Origin of the sequence: Burkholderia sp. Se-20378, assembly GCF_017104665.1 — a bacterium.
Taxonomy (GTDB): domain Bacteria; phylum Pseudomonadota; class Gammaproteobacteria; order Burkholderiales; family Burkholderiaceae; genus Burkholderia; species Burkholderia lata.
On sequence record NZ_JAAGPG010000057.1, the window covers coordinates 1 to 15,292 of the forward strand.

The following is a 15,292-nucleotide window of genomic DNA, read 5'->3' on the forward strand; positions in this document are numbered from 1 at the left end:
GCCGGCCGCGCCGGACGACGCCGGCGTGCCGCGCCCGATCGGGCGCCAGCCGATATCAGCGGGATGTCGATCGTGAGCGCGCCTGGCCGCTCGATGTGACCAATCCGATCACCGTGCGGAGGCTGAGGCGGCGCGCGGCGAGTCGGCCGCGCGCGCCTGCCGGGAGAGGCGTCCCCGCATCCCCCGGGCACCGTTGAGCGTCAGTAGCTTTGCGCGGGCGTGAATACGCCGCGAAAGCGCATCTTCCCGGACGCGAGGCGGTCATAGGCTTCGGTCGCCTGGTCCAGCGAGAACGTCTCGACGATCGGTTTGACCTTGCCTTTGGCGGCGAGGTCCAGCACTTCGCTCAGGTAGCGCAAGCCGCCATGCGTGGAGCCGATGACCTGCTGGCGCATCATGTGGAACGGCTTGCGCTGCGACACGATCGAGAACGGCTTGCTGAAGTCGAGCCCGCAGAGGATCACCCGGCCGTCGACCCGCACGCCCGTCATTGCCTCCTCTGCCGTACCGAACTCGTTGGTCGTGACCAGCAGGACATCCGCTCCGCCCAGGTCGCGAAGCTCCGCGCCGTTTGCGACGACCCGGTCCGCGCCCAGCCCGATGGCGAGGTCGCGCTTGTCGGCCGAATGCGTGATCGCGATGGTTTCGAAGCCGCACGCGCGGGACAGTTGCAGCGCCACGTGCCCCAGTCCGCCGATGCCGAGCACGGCCACCTTCTCGTGCGGCTGCGGCGCCGCGTCGCGCAAGCCGCTCCACGTCGTGTAGCCCGCGCACATCATCGGCGCGGCATCGACATAGGCCAGCGCATCGGGCAACAGCACCGTGCCCTCGGCCGCGACGGCGATGTACTCCGCGTGCCCGCCCTGCGACGCGAACCCGGTAGTCCGCGGCGCATCGCAGTTCACGGCCGTCTGGCCCGAAAGCGGACGATGCTCGCGACAGTACGGACAGCGCCCGCACGCAGACTGCACCCACGTCGTGCCGATCCGGTCGCCCACGCGACGCGCATGCACGCCCGCGCCCACTTCGACGATTTCGCCGACCACTTCGTGGCCGGGCGTCTGCGGGTAAATGTCGCCGCCGAAGCCCTGCGTGGCCCAAACGTCCGTGTAGCACATCCCGGACGCGTGCACCTTCACCAGCACCTGCCCCGGCCCGGCTACCGGTACCGGCACTTCCTGCACTTCCCAGGGCCGATTGGCACCGGTCATCACGATCGCCTTCATCTTCATTGCCTGCTCCTTGTTCAACCGAACGCAGGGCCTAGTCTAGAAAAGGCGCATTATCATGACAATCTCGCCAATCTTTATGTGAAGATGAATTCAGCTCATCAATTAAAAGCCGGCGATCTCTTCTCGCTCAACGTGTTCCTCGCTGCCGCCACGCACCTCAGTTTTCGCGCGGCATCGATCGAGCTCGACGTCACGCCGTCGGCAATCAGTCATTCGATCAAGAGCCTCGAGCAGCGCCTGGGCGTTCGCCTGTTCAATCGCACCACGCGCAGCGTGTCGCTGACGGACGCCGGCGAGCGGCTCGTCGACAAGCTCCGTCCGGCGATCTCGTCGGTTGCGGAGGCGATGCTCGCGGTCGACGGGATGCGCGACACGCCCAGCGGCACCGTGCGCATCAACGCGAGCGAAGGGGCGATCCGCCTCGTGCTGAAGCCGGTGCTCGCGCGCTTCCTGCGCGACTACCCGCAGGTCCACCTCGACATCGTGACGGACGGCAAGCTCGGCGACATCGTCGCCGGTGGATTCGACGCGGGGATCCGGCTGGCCGAAGCCGTGCCGCAGGACATGATCGCGGTGCGCGTGTCCGATCCGGTGCGGTTCGCCGCCGTCGCCTCGCCCGCCTATTTCGCCGCGCATGGCCGCCCCGGCGTGCCGCAGGATCTGGAGCGGCACGACTGCATCCGCTTTCGCTTCGATAGCGGTGCGATCTACCGCTGGGAGTTCGAGCGCCGCGGTGTCGTCGAAACGGTGAACGTCAGCGGCCCACTCACGCTGACCGACCAGCCGCTGATGGTCGACGCCGCGATCGACGGCATCGGGATTGCGTTCGTGCCCGATCATCTCGTTCACGATGCGCTGGCCGATGGGCGTCTCGAACGCGTGCTGGCCGACTGGTGCCCGGTCATGCCGGGGCTGTGCCTGTATTACCCCGGTCATCGCCATGTTTCCGGCGGGCTGCGGGCGCTGATCGACAGGGTGCGGATTCCATCACCCGATGCCAGTCGAGCGCCTTCGCAACCGGCACGACGCCGCAAAAGCAGGAAACCCGCGAGCGACTGATCGAGTCGATGACGACGGTGTCGGCACGTGAGAGAACGTCAGGCTGCTACCGTCCTGGACGGAGCGCGCCGGCACGCAGCCCGGCGCACTGCTTGCGTCGCATGCCGGCGAATGGCTGCCATGAGCAGCACGCACACCTAACGATGCCCGACATCCAGCATGTAGCCTTCCCCGCGAATCGTGCGAATCAGGCGCGGCTCCTTGATGTCCTCGCGCAACTTCTGGCGCAAGCGTGAGATCTGCACGTCGATGCTGCGGTCGAACGTATCGATCGACTTGCCGCGCGCGGTATCCATCAGGTATTCGCGGCTGAGTACACGCCCCGGCGCGGCGAGGAACGCATTGAGCAGGCGAAATTCCGCGTTCGACAACGGAATGACCGTGTTGTCGGCCGCAATCAGGTGGCGGCCAATCTGGTGAAGCCGCCATCCGGCGAAGCGGCTTTCCTCCTGCGCCCTCGTCCGGCCTTGCGTTTGCGCACGCACACGACGCAGGATCGTCTGGATGCGCGCGACCAGTTCACGCGGCTCGAACGGCTTGACGATGTAATCGTCGGCACCGAGTTCCAGCCCGACGATCCGGTCGGTCATCTCGCCGCGCGCGGTCAGGATGATCAACGGAATCTCGGAGGTCGCCCGAATCTCGCGGCAGAGATTGAGGCCGTCGTCGTCCGGCAGCATCAGGTCGAGCACCACGAGATCGAAGCCGCCCTCCCCGAGCGCGAGATGCATTTCCGCGCCGGTGCCGGCTTGCGCAGTCGTCATGCCGAAGTCTGCAAGGCAGTCGCATAACAGGCTGCGAATCTGCGAGTCGTCGTCGACGACGAGAATACGAATCGCTTTGTTCACGGCGTCTTGTCTCCGATGTTGCGGCGGTGAGATGTCCCCCCCACACTCATTATTGCCCGCCAATATAAGGGCTTTTTGCACGAATTGTTGCAGCGTTGAAATAATTGCCCCCGCACCTTGCCCCACAAGGTCATCCGAAGAAATCGGGATGCCTGACGAGCGCTCACGTCATGGATAACCCGCCCGGTATTTTCCCGAAGAGACACGGCTGAGCATCGTCCGCCTTCGCCGCCCCGTCTCGTTTCGCGCCGCCTGCCGCAACCTTGCCCGACCGGAAAGCCTTTGTGTCAGCGCAGATACAAAGCCGATATGAACCAGAAATGCCCGGGTCTTAACGTGGCTCCCAGGTCAAATCGAGGCAGGAGACACGCGGGACATGAACTACGCACAACCCAAGCCACCTGTCCGGCGCATTGGCGGCATCGCCTTCGTGGTCGGATTGCATGCGGTGATCGTCTACGCATTGCTCACCGGTCTCGCGACGAAAGTCGTGGACGTGATTCGTCAGCCGATCGAGACGCGCATCATCGAAGAGATCAAGCCGCCGCCCCCTCCACCCCCGCCGCCGAAACAAATCGCACCGCCACCGCCGAAGCACGTCGCGCCACCGCCGCCGTTCGTGCCGCCCCCGGAAGTGCACGTCGCGGCAGCGCCGTCGCCGAACGCGATCACCACGCAGTCGACCACGCCTGCGCCGTCGGCTCCCGTCGCGCCGCCGGCCCCACCCGCCGCTGCGGCGCCGGTGTCGACGAGCGTCGGCGTGGTGTGTCCCAACTCGACGCAGGTGCGCGCCGCCATTCGCTATCCGCGTGAAGCGCTCAAGGACAACCTGACCGGCGACGTCGTCGTGACCTTCGTGGTCGGCACCGACGGCAACGTCAAGGACCTGAGCGTGACGCAGTCGGCCGCGCCCGTGCTCGACAGGGCCGCGGAAAACGCCGTGCGGCAATTCCACTGCGTCGCACAGGGCGAGGAAGTCCGCGTGCAGGTGCCCTTCTCTTTCAAGCTCGATTGAGGCTGCGCTCGACAGCCGTTCCTTTTCTACTTGCCAACGCATTTCAGGAGACGTTCATGATCAACCGTACCCGCAAGGCCGCCCTGGTGACGGCTCTGTTCCTCGCGGCCAGCGCCGCCCACGCCGCCACCGATACGGTGACGAATCCCTATGGTCTCGACGCGCTCTGGAAAGGCGGGGATTTCATCGCACGAGGCACGCTGCTCATCCTGGTCGTCATGTCCATGGGCAGCTGGTACATCATCGTCGCGAAACTGCTCGAGCAAGCGCGTGTGCTGCGCCGTGCGAAGGCAGCGGAGACAGGTTTCTGGAAAGCGGGCAGTCTCAGCGAAGGCACGAAAAAACTGGACGCCGGCAGCCCGTTCCGCTTCATCGCCGAAACCGGGCTCGCGGCATTCGACCATCACGAGGGCGCGCTGGTCGAACAGGTCGACCTCAACCAGTGGGTCGCGGCGGCCATCGAGCGGGCGACCACGTCGGTCTCGAGCCGCCTGCAGGACGGCCTCGCGTTTCTCGGCACCGTCGGCTCGACCGCGCCGTTCATCGGCCTGTTCGGCACGGTGTGGGGCATCTATCACGCACTGACTGCGATCGGCATCGCGGGCCAGGCCTCCATCGACAAGGTCGCGGGGCCGGTCGGCGAAGCGCTGATCATGACGGCCATCGGCCTGGCTGTCGCGGTGCCCGCCGTGCTCGGCTACAACTGGCTCGTGCGCCGCAACAAGGCGGTGATGGAGCGCGTGCGCGGGTTTTCGACGGAATTGCACATCGTCCTCCTGACCGGCACGACCACGGCCGGGGCCGCCGCCGCGACCAAGGCCGCTGCCCTCACCCGCGTGGGGTGAGCCATGGCCATGACCGTAGGCCCCCGCGACGGCGCCGAGCACGACGAAACCATGTCGTCCATCAACACGACGCCACTGGTCGACGTGATGCTGGTGCTGCTGATCATCTTCCTCATCACGATTCCGGTGGTCTCGCACACCGTGCCGGTCACGCTGCCCAAGGAGACCGTGCAGCCGCTGCAAACGACCCCGCAGAACGTGATCCTCGCCGTAACGAAGGAAGGCGACGTGTTCTGGGACGAACGGCGCGTACCCGACGCAGCCACGCTCGTCGAGAAACTCAAGGCGGTCGCCGTGCAATCGCCGCAACCCGAAGTCCATATCCGCGGCGACCTCGACGCGCGCTACGCCGCCATCGGCCGGGTCGTGTTTGCCTGCCAGCGGGCCGGCATCGTCAAGGTCGACTTCATCACCGAACCACCGCCGCGCCAATGATCCCGCCACACCGACAAGGAGACCCGAGATGGCCATGACGATGCCCACCGGCAACGCCGACGAACCCGACGTGATGATCGAGATCAACACCACCCCGCTGATCGACGTGATGCTGGTCCTGCTCATCATGCTGATCCTCACCATTCCCATCCAGACGAACGCGGTGAAACTGGACATGCCGACCGGCGCGCCGCCGTCGCAACCGCAGGCACCGCCGGTGGTGCAGATCGATATCGCGGCCGACGGCGCCATCGCATGGAACGGCGAGACGCTGGGTTCGCGCGAGCAACTGGAAACGCGCTTGCACGACGTCGCCGCCAACCCCGCGCCGACGGAACTGCATTTGCGGCCCGACAAGGCGGCGCCTTACCGCGCTGTCGCCATGGTCATGGCGTCCGCGCAGCGGCTCGGCGCGAACCGCATCGGGCTCGTGGGCAACGAGCAGTTCATGCAGTAACCGCCTTCTCATCACGGAGCCCTCATGTTCGACTCCAACCCCGACGTACTCGCCCCGGTGGCGGCACAAAGCCCGCCATCGGATTCACCCGCCGGACCACTCGCGTGGTTCGGTCTCGCGATTCTCGTGATCGTGGCGTTCTTCGCGTTCGTCGACCGTCAGATGCTGATCCTGCTGACGGAGCCCATCCGCCACGATTTCGGTCTGACCGATACGCAGATCGGCCTGATGCAAGGCGCCGGCATCGCGCTGTTCGCGGGCGTGGCTTCATTGCCGATCGGCTGGGTCGCCGATCGCGTGGATCGCCGCGTGGTGCTGGTCGCGTGCGTCCTCGTGTGGAGCGCAGCCACCGCGATCTGCGGCATGACCACCCACTTCTGGCAGTTGTTCATCGCCACCGTCGGATTGGGGATCGGCGAAGCCGGGCTGGTGCCGGTGATCTACGGCCTGATTCCCGATCTCTTCCCTGCGCGCCAGCGCGTGCTCGCCAATGCGATCTTCGCGCTCGCCAACCTGTTGGGCTCAGGTGCGGGGATGGCGCTCGGCGGCGCACTGATGCACGGCATCGCGGCGGTGCACGATGCATTGCCCGCCGGACTCGCCGATCTCGCACCGTGGCGGCTCGCGTTTTTTGCCGTTGCCCTGCCGGCCCCCGTGCTGGCCGTGCTGGTTCTACTCATTCGACCCGGCAAGCACCGCGACACGGACGCATCCGCCGCGCATCATCGGACGTCCGCGCCGCTGCCGTCCGCACCGGTCTACTTCCGGCGCGAAGCCATCATGATGCTCAAGTTCTTCGGCGCCATCGGGCTGGTCAATCTGTCGTTCGGCGGTGTCGCGACATGGATGCCGGTCGTGGCGGTGCGAACCTTCGGCGCGACGCCGGCTGAAGCCGGCGGCGGCATGGGCGTGGCGGCGATGGCCGGCGGTATCGCGGGTTGCGTGCTCAGCGGGCTCGTTGCCGGCCGCATGCGCGCGCGCTTCGGCGTGCTCGCGCCATTGCGTGTCTGTGAATGTGGCGCACTGGTCGCCGGCGGCCTGTCGTTCCTCTATCTGGCGGTGGGCTCGCTGACGCCGGTCTACGCGCTCTTCGGCGCCCAGCTCGCCTGCATGGTCGCAGGCATGGTGCTGTTTCCCACCATCATGCAGAACATCTGCCCCGCTCACCTGCGCTCGCGCGTGGCGGCGATCGGTGCGCTGACGTCGATCGTCGTGCAGTCCGGCAGCCCCGTGTTCATCGGCTTCATGTCGGATCGCCTGCACACGTTCAGCCAGGGCTTGCTGTGGTCGATCGTCTGCGTGGCGGCGTTCGGCTTCTTTGCCGCGTGCTTGTTGATGCGCGCGGCGGGCCGTGGCGTCCGCGAGGCAATCGAGCGCTATGCATAATTCTCTTCTTCCCTCTTCCATGTCACCCCGCACGCTCTCACTCTCGCTGCGCATCGAACGCTGGCCGTTGGCCGTTCCGTTCCATATCACCGGCCACGTCATCGACGCCGCTCGCCTCGTGAGCGTGACCGTCGACGACGGGCATTACGCCGGCAACGGCGAAGCGTCCGGGGTCTTTTACCTGGGTGAAACACCCGAATCCATCGTCGCGCAAATCGAGCGCGTTCGACCATCGATAGAAGCGGGCGTCACGCGCGCGCAGTTGCTCGACGTCTTGCCGCCCGGCGGCGCACGCAATGCAGTGGATGCGGCATTGTGGGCGCTCGAATCACAACGGCAAGCCATGCCTGCCTGGCGCATGGCGGGCACCTCCGAGCCGCGCCCGTTGCGGACCACGATGACGATCGGCGTGGATACGCCGAACGCGATGGCCGGGGCCGCACGGAGGCTGCCCCACGCCAGGGCGCTGAAGGTCAAGCTGGACGGCAGCGCCGCCGACGCCGCGCGCCTCGCCGCAATCCGTGAGGTACGGCCGGAACTCCCGCTCGCAGTCGACGCGAATCAGGGCTGGTCGCGCGCGCACTTCGACGCGATGCTCCCCGTGCTGCAACAGCTCGATGTCGGCATGCTCGAACAACCGTTCGCGATCGGTGCGGATGCTTGTCTCGAGCATATCGATTGTCCGGTCCCGCTTGCGGCCGACGAATCGTTTCAGGATCTCGGCGACCTGTCCGCCGTCGCGCGCCGCTACGACATCGTCAATCTCAAGCTCGACAAATGCGGCGGCCTGACGCGCGCGTTCGACCTCGCCGCGCGTGTACGCGAAGCCGGCTTGTCGGTGATGGTCGGTTGCATGGCAGGCACCTCGCTGGCAATCGCCCCCGCGTTTCTGCTCGGGCAACAGTGCGATCACGTCGATCTCGACGGACCGATCTTCCTCGCACGCGATCGCGAACCGGGCGTCGCCTACGTCGACGGCCTGCTGCACTGCCCGCCCCATCTATGGGGCCACGCGGGCGTCACGACTTCCTCTCGCTGAGCAACCTGAGCAATCTGAGCAATCACCATGACATCGGACTCCTCTTCCACGACGGCGCAGCTCGATGCGCTGTTCGCGCCTTATCGCCGCACCGATGCACCCGGATTGATCGCCGGCATCGTCCATCGCGGCCAGCTGCTGTATCGGCGCAGTTTCGGCATGGCCAGCCTCGAACACGGCATCGCCAACACACCGGCCACACGCATGCGCATCGGCTCGGTCAGCAAGCATGTCACTTGCCTCGCCGTGCTGCTCCTGTGCGAGCGCGGCGCACTCGACGCCGACGCCCCCATCGGCACGTATCTGCCGGAGCTGCCGCCGGCCGCGGGCCGACCGACGCTGCGGCAGTTGATGTCGCATCGCGGCGGGCAGCGATGTGCACTAGACCTTGCGCTCCTGACACAAGGTCTCGCGATGTCGCCGCAGGGTGCGTTCCTGGCTTCGCAGCAACGTCAGCGCGACGAAAATTTTCCGCCGGGGGAACGCATGATGTATTCGAACGGCGGCTATCACCTGCTGTCGCTCGCCGTCGAACGTGCGAGCGGGATGCCGTTCGAAGCATTTCTCGCGACCCATCTCTTCGCCCCCCTGCGCATGCACGACACCGAGTGCGTACGCAGCGACATGACGATCGAGCGCGGCATCGCGACGATGCATGTTCCTGACGGCATGGGCGGATACCGGCGCGGCATCTTTCCGACGTGGGAGCTGCTGGGTGAAGGCTCGATCGTCTCGACCGTCGACGACATGCTCAGATGGACCGCGCACCTGCGATGCAGCGACAAGATCGTCGGCAACGCCGACACCTGGCGCCAGATGCTGGCGTTGCCCGTATTTTCCAGCGGTCTGCGCAGCCAATACTCGCTCGGTCTGACGCAGAGCAGCTACCGCGGTGCCGAGCTGATGCACCATTCCGGTGGTGTCGTCGGCGGGACTTGCCAGATGCTGGTATCGGCGGCGCACGGGCTTGACATCGTATTGCTCAGCAACGGCGCGCTCGGCGCACCGCTCGAACTATCGAAGCGTGTGGTCGACATCGTGCTGGCGGGCGAACTGCGCGGCGATGGCCCGCCTGCCGCCGCGCGCGCCGCCGATCATGCGGCGCGCCTCGGCAGCTACCGGTCGCCCAGCACCGGCGCCGTGTATGCACTGGAAGATCAAGAAGGAGCGCTGGTGTTGGCGGGCCCCCTTTGCCCCAGACGCTCGATGACGCTCTACGACAGCACCGATGAACTGAACGACGTCGAGCTGGAAGCGAGCGGCGACGGTCTGTTGGCGCTGCGGTGGGGATCGCCTTGCACACCGGACGATCTCTCCAGCCTGCGCATCGTGCATTGCGGCCATGTCGAAACGTTCGCACGTCTGGGCGAAGCGCCCGCGATGACGCCGCATCTCGCCACCGCGATGTCCGGCACATTCGCGAGCCACGACGCCCACGCCCACGCGATCATTCGGCTCGACGACGAAACACTCGTTCTTCGCCTGCGCGGCGCGATGAGCCATTGCGACTACCGCCTCACGCCGCTGGCCTACGATGCCTTCGAACTGGTGCCGGTCGATCCAGTGGACATCATGACCGGCATCGTCACGTTGATGCGCGATGCAACGCGCGCCGACATCACCGGTTTTCGCGTCGATACCCCGCGTACCCGACGCCTGGCCTTTACACGGGTGCATGCCGACGCGTGATACTGGCCGGCGTCGAACGACGCCGGCACGTACTCACATTGTCGATGCGAACGGATTCGACACGCGCGGCCAGTAGTTGAGGTCACGAAGCCGATAGTCCAGCTCGGCGAAATTCATCGTGAGCGCACCTGGCGCGGCGATATGAAAAACGGCCTTCGAGCGCGGCGCGAAATCGGTTTGAAAATGCTGCGTCGATTTCACGACCACCAGCTTCTTGCCGGTGAAGTCGATACCAAGGCCCGTGAACGCGTCGACGCCGAGCACCTGGGTGCGAACGGATATCAGCGCGATGTCGAGCCCGTTCTCCGCTTCCACCCACACTGCCCGGCCCAGCGGTTGCTCGAGACCCATGATGCTTTGCGTATGCCGCTCGACCACGTTGCGCACGGTGACGCGCAGGTCCACCGGTTCTCCGGAGTACACACTGCACTTACCGCCGATGCGCAGATCCAGCGTGGCCCCGACACCCGCGTCCTTGCAGATTTGAATGGCGCCGAGATCCCAGAAGCACCCGATCGCCACATTGGGAATCCGTCGCTCGACCACGCGACGCAAGATGAACGTGCTGTCGCACGGCGCGCCGCCGCCGGGATTGTCCGCGACATCCGCCAGGACGACCGGGCCGCCGTCGACCGCCAGCGCACGATCCAGTCCGGCATCGATATCGAGCCATGCGGGGCGTGTCGCATCGCGCAGCTCCCAGAACTCGCGTGCCAATTGTGCCGCCAGCGCCTCGGCCCTGGCGGGATCGCTGTCGGTCACCACCCAGAGTTTCGCGCCGGCTTCCGGCACGTCGCCCCACGGGAACCCGTGGCCGAGCGACACCGACAGCACACCGTCACGCCCTTCGAACGACTGCATGCGCCGGACGAACCCCGCCATCGGTTCGCTGGTGGTGTGCCACGCACCGACCATCCGGCAGTCGAACACGCCGGTCGTCGGACGGATGCGTCCGGCAGCCATGTCGAGCGTCAGCCGATAGGCGTCGCGCGCCCGATCGACGGCGTCGACATGCGGATACTCCTTGTAAGCGATCAGGACATCGGCCGACGCCTTCATCAATTGCGTGAAATGGCAGTGCGGGTCGAGCGTGACCGAGATCGGAACGTCGGGGCCGACAATCGCGCGAACGCCGGCGAGCAGATCACCTTCACAATCGTCGTAGCCCTCTGCCACCATCGCGCCGTGCAGCAAAAGAATCACGGCATCCAGCGGCAATGCGGCCTTGATGCCATCGAGAATCTCGTTCCTCAGGGATTCGTAGACCGCACGAATCGTGCGGCCGGACGGCTGGGCTTCAGCACACAGACCTTCGACGATGTCGTGACCGTCCCCCTCCGCGAGGCGCCGCACTTCCGCGAGCACGTGCCCCACACCGTCGGGCTCGCGCACACTCGCGTCGCCATGAAAAATCGTGAACTCTTCGAAGCCGCCCCATCCGGTCGGGCACGGGGCAAAGGTATTGGTTTCCGTCGAAAGCTGAGCCGTATATATCTTCATGACGAGGTCTACCGATTCGGGTTGAAGGACGTGAAACGACTATAAGCACGTGCTATTTCCGCTTTGTGAGCAATCTGTATCAAGCGTGAAACAGAGCAATGCCAACGGTCGCTCCGCGCCCCTCGCCTTATCGACGCGGTAACGTGACCTGCGCCACCAGCCCGCCTTCCGGACCGTTGCGCAACACCAGCTCCCCGCCGTGACGCTTCACGACGTCGTTCGCGATGGCAAGGCCAAGCCCCGTCCCGCCCGTGTTCCTGTTGCGAGAACTCTCCACCCGGTAGAACGGCTCCAGCGCCCGCTCCAGTTGCGCCTCCGGGATGCCCGGTCCGTGATCGGCAATCTGGATCCGCACACACGACGGCGCGTCGATCAGGTGGATGTGCGCGTCTTCACCGTATCGAATCGCGTTGGCAACCAGATTCGTCAGGCAGCGTTTGAGGCCGAGCGGTTGAGCCGAGATCGGCGGCACCTCACCGCTGATCGTCACCTTTTGGCCGTGTTCAGCCGCATCTTCCGCGATGGCATCCACCAGTGCGTTGATATCGACCGGGCTGAACGCCTCAACCACTTCTTCATTGCGCAGAAACGACAAGGTGGCCTCCAGAAGCTGCGTCATCTCGTCGATATCGTCCCTGAGACGCTCACTCAATTCGACATCCTGAGCGGATCGAAGGCGCAGCTTCATGCGCGTCAGGGGCGTGCGCAGATCGTGCGACACGGCGGCGAGAAAGCGGTTGCGTTCACTCATTTGCCGCCGCAGCGACGCCTGCATCGTGTTGAACACGCTGGCGGCCTGACGCGCCTCGACAGGGCCGACTTCCCTGATGGGCGGCGCATCGATATTCCTCGACAGTTCAGCGGCCCCTACGGCCAGCGTGCGAAACGGGGCGGCCAGCATGCGCGCGCCGATCCAGGACGAGATCAGCGCCGGCATCACCTGGATCATCACCGCGGCGCCCCACTGCAACGATGCGCTCATCCCGGGCGGCGGCTTGAAGGGTGCGGTGCTGTAGAGCTTGAAGAGCAGCAGGCCGGCACTGATCTGCATCACGAGGATGATCGAGATCATCACGAAAAACAGGCGATAGAAAGCCGAATCGAAGCGGGGTTTTTGCATGGTCATGACCGACAACGAGCGATGGCGTCGATTATCGCCCGTGAATGTAGGGGCCATGTGAGCCGTTTATTGCAAACCCGCAACATGTCTGCGTCCCGCGTCCATCTCGTCTGCCCGCGTGGCCGCCCTTCACCCTCACCGATCGTTTGTATCACCGACGATACAAACGCCACATGAACCAGAAATAACCGGCACTTACCGTTCCCCCTGAGTTGCGCTACACGGCATCGCGTTCAGTCGATCGCACAATCAGGAGGAGACAATGATGAAGGTGAAGAACCGGACGAAGCACCCGGCGGTTTCGGCAACGCTACCGCTGCGGCACGGCGGGCGTTACGCCCCCCTCTTCGTCGGACCGGTATTCGGGCTGGCATCGTTGGGCGTGCACGCGCAGGAACAGGCGCAAACGCCCGTGCAGACTCAGCAGGTCGCCGCGCCTGATGCGGCGGCGTCGGTGTCCGCTGCAACGCCTGCCACGGCGCCCGGCGCCGCGGTGCCGAATGCCCCTGCAGCAGAGACGTCGAAAGCGCAAGGCAAGGACGGCGCGACGCTCAATACCGTCGTGGTGACCGCGACACGCCGACGTGAACCGGCTCGCGAAGTCCCCATGCAGGTCAACGTCCTGTCGGCCGACGAACTGCAGAAAAGCGGCGCGAAAACGATGTCCGATTTTCTCTCCTCGGAGCCGGGTGTCGACCTGAACGCCAGCGGCGGCAGCGGATCCGGGCAGGTCAGCATCCGCGGCGTGACGACGGGTGTTCAGACAGGGCCGACCGTCGGCATGTATATCGACGACGTCGCGTTCGGCGGCAGCACCCTGTTCTCCCAAAGCGCAACGTTCGCGCTCGACATGAGCCTGCTCGATCTCAACCACGTCGAAATCCTGCGAGGCCCGCAGGGCACGTTGTATGGCGCGGGGGCGATGGGCGGCCTGCTGAAATACGTGACCAACGAACCGGACCCGAGCCAGTTTTCCGGGCAGGTCGGCACCGGCGTGTCGGGAACGGCGCATGGCGGTGTGAGCGGTTCGGCCAACGCCGCGTTGAACATCCCGCTGAAGACCGACGTTGCCGCGCTGCGCGTCTCCGTCTTCGGGCAGCACGATGGCGGTTATGTCGACGCCGTGGGCCCCAAGGCGGACACCCACATCGATCGCGGCGACACCTACGGCGCCCGCGCGTCGTTGCTGCTGACGCCGACCCGGGATTTGACAGTCCGGTTGTCCGCGGTCTCGCAAAACATCAATCGCAACGATCCGAACTACGTCGAATACGGCGCCAACGGGCAGCCGGTCTGGGGCGACCTGACCACGCGACAGTTCGCCGATCAACCCTTTCATCAAAACATCCAGCTCTATTCGGCCGGGATCGAATACGAGCTCGGCTGGGCGCGCCTGAACTCGATCACGTCATATCAAAAGATCAACACGAGCGCGCCGCAAGACCTGACCGGCGTCTATGGGCCGCTATTTTCCGCCCAGGGACTGAACCTGGGTTCGGTGGTCGCCAAGGATGTGGCGACCACGAACAAGGTGACCCAGGAGTTTCGCCTGACCTCGCCGGGCAACCAGCGACTCGAGTGGCTGGCCGGACTCTTCTATACGCACGAGCGCAGCAACATGAATCAAGGCTTTCTGACGACGTTGCCCGACGGCTCGCCCGGCCCGAACCTGTCGGAGCTCCAGGCGCCCAGCACGTACAACGAGTACGCGGCATACGGCGACCTGACGTATCACCTCACGCCGCGCCTTTCGCTGACCGGCGGCGTCCGGATCGCCCACAATACCCAGACCTACGAACAGACGACCTACGGCACGCTCGCCGGCCCGACACAGACCATCTCGGCGCCGTCGTCGGACACCAGCAAGACCTACATGTTCACCGCGCGCTATGCGCTGACCGCCAACAGCAATGCGTATGTCCGCATCGCCAGCGGATACCGGCCCGGCGGCCCGAATGCGCTGCTGATGGATCCGCTCACCGGCATGCGCGCAGCGGGTAGCCCGACCTTCTCTCCCGACACGCTGTGGAGCTATGAGGCGGGCTACAAGGCCGACCTGCTCGACAAGCGGCTATCGCTGGAGACGTCCGTCTACGACATCGAGTGGAAGAACATCCAGCAGCTCGGCACGGTTGATGGCGTCAACCAGGTCATCAACGCCGGCAACGCGCGGATCAAGGGCCTGGAGTTCTCCGGCACGTTCCGCCCCACCCCGCACTGGAACTTCAGTGCGAACCTGTCGCTCATCGACGCCAGCCTGACGAGCGGCAACGCAAGCGCGGGTACGACAGCGGGCCAGCCATTGCCGAATTCGGCGAAGTTCGCCGCTACGCTCTCGGGCACCTATCTGTTCAGCGCACACGGGTATCCGTCGTATGCCGGTATTACGCAGCGATTCGTCGGCCGGCGCCATAGCGGGTTCGACGCCAGCTCGGGCCGGCCGGATTACCCGTTGCCAGGCTACGCGATCACGGATCTGCAAGCGGGTGTGGACTTCAAGAAGTTCAGCCTGGCGTTCTACGTTCGCAACCTGTTCGACCGTCGCGCGTTGATCGCGGCCGGCACTTCGCTGATACCGCTGGGCGGCCCGGCTCTCGTCAGCGTGATTCAACCGCGCACGATCGGCGCGGCGCTTACCGTTCCGTTCTAAATCATAGGGATAACTTA

The 15,292-nt window shown here is 65.3% G+C and carries 13 protein-coding genes; 9 read left to right on the plus strand and 4 right to left on the minus strand.

The window, feature by feature from the left end; genetic code table 11:
- Positions 1–200 precede the first annotated feature (200 nt).
- On the minus strand, positions 201–1,232 hold the full coding sequence (locus G3N93_RS09620; RefSeq protein WP_206132888.1) for an alcohol dehydrogenase catalytic domain-containing protein: 1,032 nt from the start codon (positions 1,230–1,232) through the stop codon (positions 201–203).
- A gap of 84 nt (positions 1,233–1,316) precedes the next feature.
- Between G3N93_RS09620 and G3N93_RS09625 the strand changes: the two genes are divergently transcribed.
- Entirely contained in the window at positions 1,317–2,291 is a 975-nt protein-coding gene (locus G3N93_RS09625; RefSeq protein ID WP_174987374.1) for a LysR family transcriptional regulator, read from the plus strand.
- A gap of 137 nt (positions 2,292–2,428) precedes the next feature.
- On the opposite strand, the gene G3N93_RS09630 is transcribed toward G3N93_RS09625, so the two are convergent.
- Positions 2,429–3,265 carry a response regulator gene (locus G3N93_RS09630; RefSeq protein ID WP_374196436.1) on the minus strand — a complete coding sequence of 279 codons (837 nt, stop codon included), beginning with the start codon at positions 3,263–3,265 and terminating at the stop codon, positions 2,429–2,431.
- A gap of 250 nt (positions 3,266–3,515) precedes the next feature.
- On the opposite strand from G3N93_RS09630, the gene G3N93_RS09635 reads away from it, so the two are divergent.
- From G3N93_RS09635 to G3N93_RS09665, 7 genes are read left to right on the plus strand one after another with little or no spacing between them, the layout of a single operon-like run.
- Positions 3,516–4,154, plus strand: coding sequence for an energy transducer TonB (locus G3N93_RS09635; RefSeq protein WP_174934984.1), 639 nt, complete (start codon positions 3,516–3,518; stop codon positions 4,152–4,154).
- 56 nt (positions 4,155–4,210) lie between these two features.
- Positions 4,211–4,999: a MotA/TolQ/ExbB proton channel family protein gene (locus G3N93_RS09640; protein ID WP_174934985.1), complete on the plus strand. Its 789-nt coding sequence runs from the start codon at positions 4,211–4,213 to the stop codon at positions 4,997–4,999.
- 3 nt (positions 5,000–5,002) lie between these two features.
- On the plus strand, positions 5,003–5,434 hold the full coding sequence (locus tag G3N93_RS09645; RefSeq protein ID WP_174934987.1) for a biopolymer transporter ExbD: 432 nt from the start codon (positions 5,003–5,005) through the stop codon (positions 5,432–5,434).
- A 28-nt stretch (positions 5,435–5,462) separates the two neighbouring features.
- On the plus strand, positions 5,463–5,891 hold the full coding sequence (locus G3N93_RS09650; protein WP_174934989.1) for a biopolymer transporter ExbD: 429 nt from the start codon (positions 5,463–5,465) through the stop codon (positions 5,889–5,891).
- A gap of 24 nt (positions 5,892–5,915) precedes the next feature.
- A complete protein-coding gene (locus G3N93_RS09655; RefSeq protein WP_206132889.1) occupies positions 5,916–7,277 on the plus strand; it encodes an MFS transporter in 1,362 nt (453 codons plus the stop codon).
- On the plus strand, positions 7,243–8,316 hold the full coding sequence (locus G3N93_RS09660; RefSeq protein WP_307873401.1) for a dipeptide epimerase: 1,074 nt from the start codon (positions 7,243–7,245) through the stop codon (positions 8,314–8,316). Before G3N93_RS09655 ends, G3N93_RS09660 begins: the two co-directional genes overlap by 35 nt.
- Positions 8,317–8,343: 27 nt before the next feature.
- Positions 8,344–10,005, plus strand: a complete 1,662-nt coding sequence (locus tag G3N93_RS09665; protein ID WP_206132890.1) for a serine hydrolase domain-containing protein — start codon at positions 8,344–8,346, stop codon at positions 10,003–10,005.
- 33 nt (positions 10,006–10,038) lie between these two features.
- Here G3N93_RS09665 and G3N93_RS09670 read toward each other — a convergent pair whose 3' ends face one another.
- Both G3N93_RS09670 and G3N93_RS09675 read right to left on the minus strand, forming a co-directional pair.
- Positions 10,039–11,505, minus strand: coding sequence for a M81 family metallopeptidase (locus G3N93_RS09670; RefSeq protein ID WP_206132891.1), 1,467 nt, complete (start codon positions 11,503–11,505; stop codon positions 10,039–10,041).
- A 127-nt stretch (positions 11,506–11,632) separates the two neighbouring features.
- Positions 11,633–12,625: an ATP-binding protein gene (locus tag G3N93_RS09675; protein WP_174945490.1), complete on the minus strand. Its 993-nt coding sequence runs from the start codon at positions 12,623–12,625 to the stop codon at positions 11,633–11,635.
- Positions 12,626–12,887: 262 nt separating this feature from the next.
- Here G3N93_RS09675 and G3N93_RS09680 point away from each other — a divergent pair, with 262 nt between their 5' ends.
- The gene (locus G3N93_RS09680) at positions 12,888–15,275 is read left to right on the plus strand and encodes a TonB-dependent receptor (protein WP_206132892.1); all 2,388 of its coding nucleotides are present in this window, start codon (positions 12,888–12,890) and stop codon (positions 15,273–15,275) included.
- The last annotated feature ends 17 nt before the right edge of the window (positions 15,276–15,292 follow it).

What these genes read in the sequence shown, in the direction of transcription:
- G3N93_RS09655 (WP_206132889.1), top strand. Translation starts at nt 5,916, where the DNA reads ATGTTCGACTCCAACCCCGACGTACTCGCCCCGGTGGCGGCACAAAGC.
- G3N93_RS09635 (WP_174934984.1), top strand. Translation starts at nt 3,516, where the DNA reads ATGAACTACGCACAACCCAAGCCACCTGTCCGGCGCATTGGCGGCATC.
- G3N93_RS09675 (WP_174945490.1), bottom strand. Translation starts at nt 12,625, where the DNA reads ATGCAAAAACCCCGCTTCGATTCGGCTTTCTATCGCCTGTTTTTCGTG.
- G3N93_RS09665 (WP_206132890.1), top strand. Translation starts at nt 8,344, where the DNA reads ATGACATCGGACTCCTCTTCCACGACGGCGCAGCTCGATGCGCTGTTC.
- G3N93_RS09625 (WP_174987374.1), top strand. Translation starts at nt 1,317, where the DNA reads ATGAATTCAGCTCATCAATTAAAAGCCGGCGATCTCTTCTCGCTCAAC.
- G3N93_RS09645 (WP_174934987.1), top strand. Translation starts at nt 5,003, where the DNA reads ATGGCCATGACCGTAGGCCCCCGCGACGGCGCCGAGCACGACGAAACC.
- G3N93_RS09640 (WP_174934985.1), top strand. Translation starts at nt 4,211, where the DNA reads ATGATCAACCGTACCCGCAAGGCCGCCCTGGTGACGGCTCTGTTCCTC.
- G3N93_RS09650 (WP_174934989.1), top strand. Translation starts at nt 5,463, where the DNA reads ATGGCCATGACGATGCCCACCGGCAACGCCGACGAACCCGACGTGATG.
- G3N93_RS09680 (WP_206132892.1), top strand. Translation starts at nt 12,888, where the DNA reads ATGATGAAGGTGAAGAACCGGACGAAGCACCCGGCGGTTTCGGCAACG.
- G3N93_RS09620 (WP_206132888.1), bottom strand. Translation starts at nt 1,232, where the DNA reads ATGAAGATGAAGGCGATCGTGATGACCGGTGCCAATCGGCCCTGGGAA.
- G3N93_RS09670 (WP_206132891.1), bottom strand. Translation starts at nt 11,505, where the DNA reads ATGAAGATATATACGGCTCAGCTTTCGACGGAAACCAATACCTTTGCC.